The following is a 12,396-nucleotide window of genomic DNA, read 5'->3' on the forward strand; positions in this document are numbered from 1 at the left end:
CCCGGGTCGCGCCGTGCATACGATGGCCGCGGGTTCCGCCGCGGCGTAGGGTCGAAGAGTCGGGCTTGTGCCTCGGGGCGGAGGAATCCATGGGTGAACGGTTCGCTGACGGCGACGAGCCGTTGATGCGCGACCTGATCGGCGAGCTGCTGCGGCGCGCCCGCCGTGAGCAGGGACGCACGCTGCAGGACGTCGCCGACGCGGCGCAGGTGTCGCTGCAGTACCTCTCGGAGATCGAGCGCGGGCGCAAGGAGCCCTCGTCGGAGGTGCTGGCCGCGGTATACCGCGCGCTGGGGCTCCAGCTGATCGACCTCGTGGGCGGGTTGCACACCGAGCTCGCGCCCGCACCCGTCCCGCTCGGCCGCGGGCCGGTGCAGCGGGCCGGACGGGGCGGCGGCGCCCAGGCGATGCTGCTGGCCGCCTGAGCGCCGGGCCGGCGGAGGCGGCGACGGACCGCCGCCCCGCCCTGCACTATCACGCCGCGCTCGCGGCGAGCCTCCTGCCCGAGACGACGTTGTCGATCAGGCCGTACTCCCGGGCCTCGTGAGCCGTGAAGATCTTGTCGCGCTCGGTGTCGGCGCGCAGCCGCTCCACGCTCTGGCCGGTGTGCAGCGACAGGATCTCCTCGATCTCGGCGCGCACCCGCAGCACCTCCGCCGCCTGGATCTCCAGGTCGGCGGCCTCGCCCTGGCCCTCGCTGGAGGGCTGGTGCAGCAGCACCCGCGAGTGGCCCAGCGCCATCCGCTTGCCGGGCGTGCCCGCGGCGAGCAGCACCGCCGCCGCAGAGGCCGCCTGGCCCATGCACACCGTCGAGACGTCGGCCCGCACGTACTGCAGGGTGTCGTAGATGGCGGTCAGCGCGGACATGGAGCCGCCGGGGGAGTTGATGTAGAGGCTGATGTCGCGTTCGTTGTTCTCGTGGTCGAGGTGCAGCAGCTGCGCCATGGTCACGTTGGCCACCCCGTCGTCGATCGCGGTGCCCAGGAAGATGATCCGCTCCGAGAGCAGGCGGCTGAACACGTCGTAGGAACGCTCTCCGGTGGGGGTGCGCTCCACGACCACCGGAACCGTGTACTGGCTCACGCCTGCTCCTTTCCGGACTCCCGGGATTCCTGCTGCGGCTCTGCGCCGCCGCCGTCGCGCTCCTGCGCACGCCGCCCCGCCTCCGCCGCTTCGGCGATGCCCGCGTGGGCGGCCGCACCGAACCCGAACCGCCGGGCGGTGTCGCCGCCCAGCTCGGCCACGCTCTCCACCACCTGGTCGACGAACCCGTAGTCCTTGGCCTCCTCGGCGGTGAACCAGCGGTCGCGGCGCTGGTCCTCGACGATCCGCTCCACCGGCTGGCCGCTGTGCCGGGCGATGAGCTCCTGCAGCGTCTTCTTGGTGTAGGCCAGGTTGTCCGCCTGGATGGCGATGTCGGCCGCTGTGCCGCCCACCCCGCCGGAAGGCTGGTGCATCATGATGCGCGCGTTGGGCAGGCTGTAGCGCTTGCCCGCCGTTCCGGCGCACAGCAGGAACTGCCCCATGCTGCCGGCGAAGCCCATGACCAGCGTCGCCACGTCGTTGGGAATGAACCGCATGGTGTCGTAGATCGCCATACCGGCGTGCACCCCGCCGCCGGGGCAGTTGATGATCAGCGTGATGTCGCGCTTGGTGTCCTCCTCGGAGAGCAGCAGCAGCTGCGAGCAGATCCGGTTGGCGCTGGTCTCGTCGACCTGGGTGCCCAGTACGACCATGCGTCCGTGCAGCAGCCGGTGCGCGATCTGGTCCTCGAACGGCGCGGGGGCGGCCTCGGCGGAGAGCCGCGGAGGCGCCGAGGGACGGGTTGCGAGCACTTCTCCTCCTCAGTGGGCTGTGCGGACGGTGATGCCGGGCGATCCGGCACCCGCTCCGCGCGGTCGACTCCAGCCTGCGCGGCGGCGGCGACCGGATTCGAGCGTTTCTGCCCTGGGGCGATCCGCGGCGGGCAGAAGGCGACGCCGCTCCGCTCGAGGAGTGATGCCGGGCACGTGCGGTTGACCTTAACAATGGTTGAGGTGTGAGGCTGCGAGGGAGCTCGGACAACGGCCGAGAAGAGGCGAGACGAAGGGAAGTGATCGGCATGCGCGCGGTTCAGGCGCAGCGCTTCGGCGGTCCCGAGGTGCTGGAGGCCGTCGAGGTCCCCGATCCCGAGCCGGGCCCCGGGCAGGCCCTCGTGCGGGTGGAGGCCGTCGACGTGCTCTTCGTCGAGACCCAGATCCGCAGCGGATGGGGACGGGAGTTCTGGAAAGTCGAACCGCCGTGGACCCCCGGCGACGGCGTCGCCGGGCGGGTGAGCGCGGTGGGCCCGGGAGTCGACGGCGACTGGGTGGGCACCAGCGTCGTCGGCGCGACCGGCAGCGCCGACGCCTACGCCGAACTGGCGCTGGTCGACGCGGAGCGCCTGACCCCCGTCCCGGACGGCCTCAGCGCGCGCGAGGCGGTGTCGTTCGTGCACGACGGGCGCACCGCCCGGCTGCTGCTCGACGCGATCGGCACAAAGGAGGGCGAACGCGTCCTGGTGACCGCGGCCGCCGGCGGCCTGGGCCTGGTGCTGGTGCAGAAGGCGCGGGCGGCCGGCGCGACGGTGGTCGGCGCGGCGCGCGGCGAGGCCAAGCTGGACCTGGTCCGCGACATGGGCGCCGACGCCGTCGTGGACTACTCCGAAGCCGACTGGGCCGAGCGGGTCCGCGAGGCGTTCGGCGGGAACGGCCCCGACGTCGTCTTCGACGGCGCCGGTGGCCGAATCGGCGCCCAGGCGTTCGCGATCACCGCCTCGAACGGCCGCTTCTCCGCGCACGGGGCGCCCAGCGGCGGCTTCGCCGAGGTCGACCCGGCCGAGGCCGAGAGCCGCGGCATCACCCTGCGCGGTATCGCCCAGGCCCAGCCCGGCGCCGCCGAGAGTTCGCGGCTCATCGGCGAGGTCCTCGGGGAGGCGGCCGCGGGACGGCTGCGCACCGTCATCGGCGCCGTCTACCCGCTGGAACGGGCCGCCGACGCGCACGCGGCGCTGGAGAGCCGCGTGGTCCTGGGCAAGGTGCTGCTGGCCCCCTGATCCAGCGTCCCCGCTCCGGGCACGCCGAACAGGCGTCCCGGAGCGCGGTGCTCCGCCCGGCCGCGAATCCATAAGCGCTACTGGCAGCGGTTTGACCGGTGATTGGCCGCCGCGGGCCTAGATTCGCGACTATCGCCGGTGTCGGCTGCGCACGCGGCCGCGTGCGGCGCCACGGCGACGAGGGGCACCGACACGAGGATGTAGCGCGATGCACAACTCCCGCTGGTCGTCCGCTGTACGGATGTCCTATCTCGCAGCGATCGCCGGTGTCCTCGTCGCCCTGCTCGCGCTGCCCACCGTGGGCGGGCTGGCGCTGGTGGTGCGCGACGGTGCCACCGGGTTCCTCGATCTGCCGCACGACATCCACCGGCTGCGCCCCGCGCAGCCCACCCGCATCCTCGACGCCGACGGCGGCACCATCGCCGAGATCGCCGACAAGCGGCGCGACCCGGTACCGCTGGAGGAGGTCTCACCCGTCATGGCCGAGGCCGTCATCGCCATCGAGGACCGCCGGTTCTACGAGCACGGCGGCCTCGACCTGCGCTCCGTCTTCCGCGCCGCCGTGCGCACGGCCCAGGGCGACCTGCAGGGCGGCTCCACGCTCACCCAGCAGTACGTGAAGAACGTCCTGGTGGAATCGGCGGAGTCCTCCGAGGAGGCCGCCGACGCCCGGGCGGTCTCGATCGGCCGCAAGGTGCGCGAGCTGCGCTACGCCCTGGGCGCCGAGCACCGCATGACCAAGCGGGAGATTCTGGAGGGGTACCTGAACATCTCCTACTTCGGCAACAGCGTCTACGGTGTGGAGGCCGCCGCCCAGCGGTACTTCTCCACACCGGCCGAGAACCTGTCGCTGCGGCAGGCGGCGCTGCTCGCCGGCCTGGTCAAAGGGCCCGCCCTCTACGACCCCGTTCAGCGGCCCGACGCCGCGCGCGACCGCCGGGACACCGTCCTGGAGAGCATGGTGCGCACGGGTGCCGTCAGCCGGAAGGAGGCGGAGGCGGCCCAGGCCCGGGGCCTGGGTATGAACCTGTCGCCGCCCGCCGCACCGGCGGGCTGCCATTCCAGCGACCGGCCGTTCTTCTGCTCCTACGTGCTCACCTGGCTGCAGGAGCGCCCCGGCCTCGGAGGGGACGCCGCGCAGAGCGAGAAGTGGCTGAAGAGCGGCGGGCTGACGATCCGCACCACGCTCGACCCGGCGATGCAGCGCGCCGCACAGCAGGCTGTGGAGGACAGCGTCCCCGTCGGCGACGCCTCGGGCAAGGTGGCTGTCGGTGTGCTCGTCGACCCCGCCACCGGCGGGGTGCGCGCGATGGCGCAGAACCGCGACTACGGCCTCGACTCCGGCGGGCGCGGGGTCACCGCGGTGAACTTCGCCGTGGACGCCGAGCTCGGCGGCTCGGCCGGGTTCCAGGCCGGGTCCACGTTCAAGGCGTTCACCGCGGCCGCCGCACTCAAGGAGGGGAGGGGGTTCGGCACGTCCTTCGACTCGCCGCGCTCCACCACGGTCTCGGGCATGCGCAGCTGCTCGGGTGAGAAACGACCCGATTGGCGCGTCCGCAACCACGGTGACAGCACCTCCGGCAAGCACGACATGCTGACCGGCACCCGGAATTCGGTCAACACCTACTTCGCGCAATTGCAGAAGCGCGTCGGGCTGTGCGACACCGTGCAGACGGCCCGCGCGCTCGGCGTCCACCGCGCCGACGGCGCCCCGCTGGGCGAGTGGAACTCGTTCACGCTCGGCGACCAGGAGGTGGCCCCGCTGACGATGGCCTCCGCCTACGCGGTCTTCGCCAACCGCGGCGTGCGCTGCGAACCTCGCCCGGTGACCGCAGTCTCCGACGGAGCGGGCACCGACCGCCTGGCGCCGTCGTGCTCCCGCGTCCTGCCGCGCGGCGTGGCTGACGCGACGAGCCGGGTGCTGAGCCAGCCGTTCAAGCCCGGCGGCACGGCCGCGGCCCTGGGGATCGGCCGCCCGGCCGCGGGGAAGACCGGCACCACCGACAACGCGGCGGCCGCCTGGTTCGCCGGCTTCACACCGGGACTCGCCGGCGCGGTCGCGCTGGGCGATCCCCGCGGCGCCGCACAGCACCCGCTGCGCGACGTCACCATCGGCGGCACGTTCTATCCGACCGTCTACGGCGGCACGCTGCCCGGCCCCATCTGGCAGCAGACGATGCGGGAGGCCACCGAGGGCACGCGCGAAGAGCCCTTCCCGCGCCCGCCCGGGCGGTTCACGGGGGGCGGCAGCGGCGCCGACCGCCCCCAAGGCGGCGACGACTCCACGCGCCGCGTCCCCGACGTCGTCGGCCGCGCGCGCGAGGACGCGGTGCGCGCGCTCGAAGCGGCGGGCTACGCGCCCAGCGTCGGCGAGGTGACCGTGCCCTCCGACGAGCCCGAGGGGCGGGTGGCGGCCACCAACCCGCGGCCCGGCGCCGACCTGCCCGAAGGGGCGGTGGTCAACGTGTTCGTCAGCCGCGGCGGGTGAGCCGCGCCGCGGGGGCCGCGCGGGGGCCGGTGCGGTCCCGCCCCGCGAATCAACCCGGATGATCAAGAAACCTTCGGCGGAACGCGCGCGCCCGCTACGCTGGCCACCTGGAGTACCAGGAGGTCGCGCATGGCCGTCGTTCCCCTCCACTACCGCTTTGACGGGCCCCGGCACGCCCCTGTGGTGCTGCTGCTGGCTCCTCCGGGCGCGAAGTGGACCGTGTGGGAGCCGCAGATGCCCGAGTTGACCCGGGAACTGCGCGTGCTGCGCGTCAACCATCGCGGGCACGGCTCCTCGCCCGCGCCGGGCGGCGGCTACTCCATGGACGAACTCGGTGCCGACCTGCTCGCCCTCGTCGACGAGTTCGCCCTGGAGCGCGTTTCCGTCGTCGGGGCGGGCCTCGGCGGCATGCTGGCGACCTGGCTCGCGGCCACCCGGCCGGGCCGTGTGCGGCGGCTGGCCTACGTGGCGAGCACTGCCCGGGTGCCGCGCGCCTCGCCGTGGCCGCAGCTGGCCGCCCGTGCGCGCCGCGAAGGAATGGCCGCCGTCGTGGACGAGGCCACCCGCTGCTGGTTCACCCCCGGCTTCGGCGACTACCGGCCCGACGTGGTCAAACGCCTCGCGGAGGAGTTCGCCGGGGTCGCCGCCGCGGGGTTCGCCGGATGGTGCACCGCGATCGCGGGCCTCGACCAGCGCCTCCTGCTCTCACGGGTGCGCGCGCCCGCGCTCGTCGTCGCCGCGGCGCACGACCCGCTGCTGCCGCCCGGCCACGGCCGCCGCCTGGCCCGCGGCATCCCTGGAGCCCGCCTGGAGACGGTCCCGGCAGCCGCCCACCTCGCCGGCATCGAGCGCGCCGACCGGGTCAACGAACTACTCACCGAGCACCTCGTGCGCTGATCCGCCTCACCGGGGTCGGCACCCACCCGCCCCCTCCGGTCGTGTGCTCGTGGCCAGGTCCGGATCGGATACTGGCCGCAAGAGCAAGGCCGACGGCAGTCGGCGTAGAATCGCAGGGCAGCACCCGACGACAGTGGCGGTGGGGCCCGCCACGACCTCCCGGCGAATGAAGGGCGCAGGGCAACCGCGGCACCCGCCGCCGACGGTCCCTATCAGGCACCCGCGCGCTGATAGGAACGACCCGTGCCCGAATCGCCCGAATGTTCCGAAGTTCCCGGCCCCGGCGAAACCGGCGCCGGGAGCGCGGCGCCCGCCGGCGCCCCCGATCTCGTCGATCCCGATGACGATCTGCACGTTGCCCGCCGACGGCGCGGGCTGCGCGGCGTGCCGTGGGCCGTTCTCGCGGCGGTCTCGGCGGGCGGGGCGGTCGGGGGAGCCGCCCGCCGCACGGTCGAACTGCTGCTTCCCCACGAGCCGAGCGGGTTCCCCTGGTCGACGGCGGTGGCCAACGTCTCCGGTTGCCTGTTCACCGGTGTGCTGATGACGGTGCTCGTCCGCGCCCGCCCCGACTCGCGGCTCCTGCGGCCCTTCGTCGGAGTCGGCATCCTGGGCGGATACACCACGTTCTCGGCCTACGCGGGCGACGTGCAGGCGCGGCTGGCAGGAGGCGAGCCCGCCGCGTCGCTGGGCTATGCGGGCGCGACCCTGCTGTGCGGCCTCGCCGCGGTGTGGGCCGGCGTCGCGCTCACCGAGCCGCTGGTGAAACCGGGCGCGAGCGCCGAGGGGCCGCGAGATCGCGGCTTGGGCGGAACGGACGGCGGCGGCAGCGAGCAGGTGCGGCCGTGACCGTGCTGCTGGCCGCGCTGGGCGCTGCGATCGGCGCCCCGCTGCGCTACCTCGCCGACCGGTTCGTGCAGCAGCGCCACGACTCCAAGTTCCCGTGGGGGACGTTCGCCGTCAATGTCGCGGCCTGCCTGCTGCTCGGCCTGCTCAGCGGGTTCGCGCTGCCGGGATGGGCGCGGGCGCTGGCCGCGACGGGTGTACTGGGGGCGCTCTCGACGTACTCGACGTTCGGCTACGAGACGTTCGTCCTGCTGCGGGAACGCGAGCGGTTGCTCGCCTTCGCCAACATGGCCGCCTCGCTGGCGGCCGGGCTCGGAGCGCTCCTCGCCGGCCTGCTCGCCGCAGCGCTCCTCACCGGCGCCGCCTGAGCTCGTCGATGGGAGTTCGTCGGAGCACCTGCGGATACGACGAAGGCGTCCGGCTTCGCCTGAGGCGCCGCCGCCGAACCATGTGCGAGGCCGCCGCCACAGCAGGTTGCGGAAACGGGGCTTGAGCCGTGAAGCGGCCTTCGTTCCCACGGCGGGTCTTCACAGGATGTCGGGGCCGGCCCAGGCGTAGGTGTCGCGGTCCCGGACGGCGGCCAGCTCGTCCTCGGAGAGCACGCGGGGCTCGCCCAGGCTGCGGGCGCGGATGTAGACCCCGCACAGCCACTCCAGCAGCCGCGCGTGCTCAAGCGCCTCCTCCAACCCTGCGCCGACGGCGAGGCCGCCGTGGTTGGCCAGCAGCGCGGCACGCTTGCCCTTGAGCGCTTTGACCAGGTGGTCGGAGAGTCGCCCGGTGCCGTAGGTGGCGTAGTCGGTGACGGGGATGGCGCCGCCCAGGCGGGCGGCGCTGTGGTGGATCGGAGGCAGTTCGGCCAGGGCCGCGGAGACGACGGCGGCGTGCTCGCCGTGGGCCTGCACGACGGCTCCCGCATCGCTCGTGCGGTAGGCGGCCGTGTGCAGCGTGGTCTCGGCGGCGGGCTCGCGCCGGCCCTCCAGCACTCCGGCCTCGACCGACAGCACCGGGCAGTCGGCCGGCTCGATCTTCTCCAGCGGCACGCCTGCCGGAGTGACCGCGATCCAGGACCCGCTGCGGACACTGACACTCCCGCCCTCGCACCGGGCCAACCCGCACTCGGCGAGCCGGCGGGCGGTCAGACACACGTCTCGGCGTTCTTGCTCCAGCAGCATGGGCCCTCAACAGCCTCCCGGCACAGGCGGTCCGGGGTCCGGACGACGATGACCGCGGCATCACGGTTAGGTATGCCTAAACTACGTTAACCCGACGTGGGGCGGTCTTGTCCAGTGTGCGGCCGCAACGGGCGGGGCGGGGCGAGACGCCGACCGCCGTGGCGGACGATCGCGTCCAGTGGCGGAGTGTGCGGCCGATCACGTGCGGCCGGCGCTGATTTCTCATATTTTTCCAGCTCAGATATGGTCGAACGCTTGTTGTCAGATGAGCGAGAAACCCGCAACGGCCGTTTGCGGCCCGACGACCTGGGGAGGAGGGTCCCGTGACTGGACCTGACCTGCGACTCCCGGCCAAGCCCTACCTGTCCGACCCCGGTTCACCAAGCGCCGCAAGCAACCGCATCTCCGGCGCCTGGTGCGCCGCCGCCGGCGGCGGCGTCCGCGAGGTGATCGACCCCTGCGACTCCTCCGTGCTCGCCGTCGTCAGCGAAAGCGGCGCCGGCGACGCCGAGGCCGCCGTGGCCGCCGCCCGCGCCGCCTTCGACCGAAGCGACTGGACCCGCCGCCCCGCCGTCGAGCGCGGCCTGATCGTGGGCCGCATCGCCGACCTGCTGCAGCGCGACCGCGAGGAGATCGCGCTGATGGAGTCCTTCGACACCGGCAAGACCGTCGAAGAGGGGCGCATCGACGTCGACGACGTCACCGCCGTCTTCCGCTATTACGGCGGCCTCGCCGACAAGGACGCCGGCCGGGTGGTCTCGGCCCCCGAAGGCGTCTCCAGCCGGGTCGTCTACGAACCGGTCGGCGTCTGCGCGATGATCATCCCCTGGAACTACCCGCTGCTGCAGCTCTCCTGGAAGATGGCCCCGGCCATCGCCGCCGGCAACACCATGGTGGTCAAGCCCAGTGAGACCACCCCGGTCACCACCTGCAAGCTCGTCGAGCTGTGCGCCGAGGCCGGTGTGCCCGCCGGTGTGGTCAACCTGGTGCTGGGCACCGGAGCCGAAGTGGGCGCCGCGCTGGTCGAGCACCGCGACGTCGACCTGGTCTCCTTCACCGGCGGCCTGGCTACCGGCAGGCGCATCATGGCCTCCGCCGCCGACACCGTGAAGAAGGTCGCTCTGGAGTTGGGCGGCAAGAACCCCAACATCGTCTTCCCCGACGTCGACCTGGACACCGCCGTCGACTACGCGATGATCGCCGCGTTCTTCCACTCCGGCCAGGTCTGCTCGGCCGGCGCCCGCCTCATCGTGCACGAGGACGTCCACGACGCGTTCGTGGCCGAGCTGTGCCGCCGCGCCGAGCGGGTGCGGTTGGGTTGCGGCCGCGACGAGGGCGTGCAGTGCGGCCCGCTCGTCTCGGCCGAGCACCGCGCCAAGGTGGAGGCCGCCGTCGCCCGCGGGGTCGAGGAGGGCGCGACGCTCGCCGCCGGCGGCCGCCGCCCCGAGGAGCCCGGACTCGCCGACGGCTTCTTCTACCGCCCTACCGTCTTCACCGGCTGCCGCGGTGACATGGACATCGTGCAGACCGAGGTCTTCGGTCCCGTCGTCACCGTCGAGACCTTCCGCACCGAAGACGAGGCGATCGCCATCGGCAACGACACCGACTACGGCCTCTCCGGCGCCGTGTGGACGGACGACCCCGGCCGCGGCGACCGCGTCGCCGCCGGGCTGCGCCACGGCACCGTGTGGATCAACGACTTCGGCCCCTACTTCCCGGGCGCCGAGTGGGGCGGGTTCAAGCGCTCCGGAGTGGGCCGCGAACTCGGCCACGCGGGTCTGGACGAGTACCGCGAGGCCAAGCACATCTACCGCAACCTGGCGCCCGAGCCGCAGCGCTGGTTCGACTGAGCCGCGGGCGCACACCGCGCCGAGGCTGCGCCCCCGCGCCCCCGCGCCCCCGCGCGGACGGGCGGGGGCGTGCGCCGCGGCGCACACTCCCGCCCGTCTCAGCGCTCGTAGCGGCGGCGCCGGCTGATCCAGAAGATGTTCAAGCCGACGGCCAGCACGCCCGCCACCAGGACGATGGTCAGCGGCGCGGAGCGCAGCACCACGACCGCCAGCACCGCACCCGTGATCAGGACGACCAGGCCGAAGACCGCCAGCACCAGCCGGAACAGCAGCGGGCTGGCCGGGCGGTCGTGGCTGCCCATCGGCCCCTTCAGCCGTCCCCGGCGTCCCATGCGGTGCTCTTCCTTCCCGGCGCCCGTCGCGAACGCGCTCATCGTAGCCGGGCGCCGGGCGCGAGCGGCGCGCGGCCGCCCGAGGGCCTCACACCGTGGTGAACCGCAGGAACGCGCCGACTCCCTCGCGGGCGTCCGCCGCACTCGGCAACCGGGTGAACGTCGCGCTGGTGGCCTGCGCGGCCCGCAGGAGCAGCGAACTCGCCGGCGCCTCGAAGGCCTCCGCCGGTTCGGTCAGCCGGGCGCGGTCGTCGGAGACCTCCAGCGGGTCCGACGACGAGGCCCACAGGCTGGGCTCGTTGCCGCGGTCGCCGTCCATGAGCAGGCGCCGTACGCGGCCCGAACGCAGCGCCTCGCACGTTTCACCGAGACCTTGCACGGCCCGCCCCGGCCGGCCGAGGTCCTGGGTGAACTGCTCCATCAGCCCCGACCGCAGTACCACGGCGTTTCGGTGCAGCCCCTCCTCCACGGCCTTGCGCAGCTCCGCGATCGCGTCCGTGCCGCCCCGGCTGCCGCCGGAGATCTCGACGAGCATCTCCAGCGTGCGGTGGTCGAGGTGCTCGCGGAGCTTGCCGAGGGCGCGTTCGTCGCCGCCCACGAAGACCGCCGCGGCCCCCACGGCCTTGACGGCCTCCTCGACGTCGTGGGCGACTTCGGCGGCGTTGGCGAACCACACCTCCTCGGTGTGGCGCTGGTGGTGCTTCTGCCGCCAGCCGCCGGTGGGCACCTTGTTTATGTGCAGGTTCGCCCCGCTGGTGTGCCGCTCCTCCGACAGGTCGCCGTAGGCGGGGTAGGCGTAGACGTCGGCGCCTTCGCGGTCGATCGCCACCACCACGTAGGGCAGTCCGTCGTCGAGGTCGCCGACCAGTTCCACGGGATCGGGCACCGGCAGCAGCGCGGCGCGGTTCTGCGACGGCGTCTGCGAAAGCGTATACGCCGCGATCAGCTCGCCGTCCGCGGCGAACAGCGCCTCCCCCTGAGGGCCCGGTATCCCGTTCATGCCGCCGGCGGCCGAATCGAGCGCCTTGAGCGTGGCCTCGTCGGCCCCGGACTCCGACAGTTCCTCACGCAGCTCCCGCCAGCGCAGCGAGATCCGGTGCGCTGCGTCCTCGGTGGAGCGGGTGGTGTCCAGGTAGACCGATGCGACCGGGCCGGTCGCACGGTACAGCGGTTGCAGAAATCGCAGATCCATGACGGCTGGGCCGCGGCTGCGACGGCCCGTCCTCACCTCCCGACGCTGCTGTGCGGTCGGCGCTATGGGCAACGCGGGCGCCTCCGACGCTGTGCCGAGTGCGTCCTGGAGTCGCCACTGCCCGCCCCGGCCCGGCGCATGCGGGGCGCGGACGCCCCTTTACCCCGGCGGGAGGGGCGGCGGGGCAGGTCAGCGCCCCACCGCTGTTTGCCCCGGCCCGGCGGCGGGTAGGCGCGCAGCCTGCAGGCAATGACGACTGCGCCGACTACCGGCTTGGAGGGGCGCGATGGAACAGAGCGATAAGCACGGCCCGAAGCTCGACGACGAGATCGAGAAAGAGATCCAGGGCATGCTGAAGGGCGACAAGCCCACCCGGGCCGAGGAGGAGCACGAGACGGAGCCGACCGTCACCGACGAAGGCGAAGCGGCCAACGACCCCGCTGCCATCGACTCGGATGCGGAACTGCCGGAGGACGAGCACCGCGGTCGGTAGCCGCCCCGACGGCCGGGGGCGGAAGCGCCCGCCCCCGGCCACTCGTGTGTCGGGCC

Annotated in this window: 13 protein-coding genes; 8 read left to right on the forward strand and 5 right to left on the reverse strand. The window is 73.4% G+C overall.

All coding sequences use genetic code 11. From position 1 onward, the window contains the following. Nucleotides 1–89 precede the first annotated feature (89 nt). Nucleotides 90–425, forward strand: coding sequence for a helix-turn-helix domain-containing protein (locus EKD16_RS01095; RefSeq protein ID WP_131096652.1), 336 nt, complete (start codon nt 90–92; stop codon nt 423–425). A gap of 49 nt (nt 426–474) precedes the next feature. Here EKD16_RS01095 and EKD16_RS01100 read toward each other — a convergent pair whose 3' ends face one another. Both EKD16_RS01100 and EKD16_RS01105 read right to left on the reverse strand, forming a co-directional pair. Further along, on the reverse strand, nt 475–1,083 hold the full coding sequence (locus tag EKD16_RS01100; protein ID WP_131096653.1) for an ATP-dependent Clp protease proteolytic subunit: 609 nt from the start codon (nt 1,081–1,083) through the stop codon (nt 475–477). Beyond that, complete coding sequence (locus EKD16_RS01105; RefSeq protein ID WP_242677182.1) at nt 1,080–1,835, reverse strand: ClpP family protease; 756 nt, start codon at nt 1,833–1,835, stop codon at nt 1,080–1,082. The genes EKD16_RS01100 and EKD16_RS01105 overlap by 4 nt, the downstream gene beginning before the upstream one ends. A gap of 266 nt (nt 1,836–2,101) precedes the next feature. Between EKD16_RS01105 and EKD16_RS01110 the strand changes: the two genes are divergently transcribed. The 5 genes from EKD16_RS01110 to EKD16_RS01130 all read left to right on the forward strand — a co-directional run bounded on the left by EKD16_RS01110 (nt 2,102) and on the right by EKD16_RS01130 (nt 7,669). Continuing rightward, nucleotides 2,102–3,073 (forward strand): zinc-binding dehydrogenase, encoded by a 972-nt coding sequence (locus EKD16_RS01110; protein ID WP_131096654.1) that lies wholly within the window; start codon nt 2,102–2,104, stop codon nt 3,071–3,073. A gap of 208 nt (nt 3,074–3,281) precedes the next feature. After that, complete coding sequence (locus tag EKD16_RS01115; protein WP_131096655.1) at nt 3,282–5,561, forward strand: penicillin-binding protein; 2,280 nt, start codon at nt 3,282–3,284, stop codon at nt 5,559–5,561. 129 nt (nt 5,562–5,690) lie between these two features. Further along, a complete protein-coding gene (locus EKD16_RS01120) occupies nt 5,691–6,458 on the forward strand; it encodes an alpha/beta fold hydrolase (protein WP_131096656.1) in 768 nt (255 codons plus the stop codon). Nucleotides 6,459–6,701: 243 nt separating this feature from the next. Beyond that, nucleotides 6,702–7,304 (forward strand): fluoride efflux transporter FluC, encoded by a 603-nt coding sequence (locus EKD16_RS01125; RefSeq protein WP_131096657.1) that lies wholly within the window; start codon nt 6,702–6,704, stop codon nt 7,302–7,304. Beyond that, nucleotides 7,301–7,669: a fluoride efflux transporter FluC gene (locus tag EKD16_RS01130; protein WP_131096658.1), complete on the forward strand. Its 369-nt coding sequence runs from the start codon at nt 7,301–7,303 to the stop codon at nt 7,667–7,669. The genes EKD16_RS01125 and EKD16_RS01130 overlap by 4 nt, the downstream gene beginning before the upstream one ends. 159 nt (nt 7,670–7,828) lie before the next feature. On the opposite strand, the gene EKD16_RS01135 is transcribed toward EKD16_RS01130, so the two are convergent. Further along, a complete protein-coding gene (locus EKD16_RS01135; protein WP_131096659.1) occupies nt 7,829–8,473 on the reverse strand; it encodes a class II aldolase/adducin family protein in 645 nt (214 codons plus the stop codon). A 362-nt stretch (nt 8,474–8,835) separates the two neighbouring features. On the opposite strand from EKD16_RS01135, the gene EKD16_RS01140 reads away from it, so the two are divergent. Further along, complete coding sequence (locus EKD16_RS01140; RefSeq protein WP_394347333.1) at nt 8,836–10,323, forward strand: aldehyde dehydrogenase family protein; 1,488 nt, start codon at nt 8,836–8,838, stop codon at nt 10,321–10,323. A gap of 98 nt (nt 10,324–10,421) precedes the next feature. On the opposite strand, the gene EKD16_RS01145 is transcribed toward EKD16_RS01140, so the two are convergent. Both EKD16_RS01145 and EKD16_RS01150 read right to left on the reverse strand, forming a co-directional pair. Then, nucleotides 10,422–10,655 (reverse strand): hypothetical protein, encoded by a 234-nt coding sequence (locus EKD16_RS01145; protein ID WP_131096661.1) that lies wholly within the window; start codon nt 10,653–10,655, stop codon nt 10,422–10,424. 88 nt (nt 10,656–10,743) lie between these two features. After that, nucleotides 10,744–11,847: a baeRF2 domain-containing protein gene (locus tag EKD16_RS01150; protein ID WP_131096662.1), complete on the reverse strand. Its 1,104-nt coding sequence runs from the start codon at nt 11,845–11,847 to the stop codon at nt 10,744–10,746. Between the two features lie 286 nt (nt 11,848–12,133). On the opposite strand from EKD16_RS01150, the gene EKD16_RS01155 reads away from it, so the two are divergent. After that, entirely contained in the window at nt 12,134–12,340 is a 207-nt protein-coding gene (locus tag EKD16_RS01155; protein ID WP_131096663.1) for a hypothetical protein, read from the forward strand. Nucleotides 12,341–12,396: the final 56 nt, after the last annotated feature.

The organism is Streptomonospora litoralis, assembly GCF_004323735.1.
Classification (GTDB): domain Bacteria; phylum Actinomycetota; class Actinomycetes; order Streptosporangiales; family Streptosporangiaceae; genus Streptomonospora; species Streptomonospora litoralis.

Excerpts from the sequence above, each read along its gene's own strand:
- EKD16_RS01095 (WP_131096652.1), top strand. The coding sequence starts at position 90 with ATGGGTGAACGGTTCGCTGACGGCGACGAGCCGTTGATGCGCGACCTG.
- EKD16_RS01110 (WP_131096654.1), top strand. The coding sequence starts at position 2,102 with ATGCGCGCGGTTCAGGCGCAGCGCTTCGGCGGTCCCGAGGTGCTGGAG.
- EKD16_RS01115 (WP_131096655.1), top strand. The coding sequence starts at position 3,282 with ATGCACAACTCCCGCTGGTCGTCCGCTGTACGGATGTCCTATCTCGCA.
- EKD16_RS01120 (WP_131096656.1), top strand. The coding sequence starts at position 5,691 with ATGGCCGTCGTTCCCCTCCACTACCGCTTTGACGGGCCCCGGCACGCC.
- EKD16_RS01135 (WP_131096659.1), bottom strand. The coding sequence starts at position 8,473 with ATGCTGCTGGAGCAAGAACGCCGAGACGTGTGTCTGACCGCCCGCCGG.
- EKD16_RS01145 (WP_131096661.1), bottom strand. The coding sequence starts at position 10,655 with ATGGGACGCCGGGGACGGCTGAAGGGGCCGATGGGCAGCCACGACCGC.
- EKD16_RS01150 (WP_131096662.1), bottom strand. The coding sequence starts at position 11,847 with ATGGATCTGCGATTTCTGCAACCGCTGTACCGTGCGACCGGCCCGGTC.
- EKD16_RS01155 (WP_131096663.1), top strand. The coding sequence starts at position 12,134 with ATGGAACAGAGCGATAAGCACGGCCCGAAGCTCGACGACGAGATCGAG.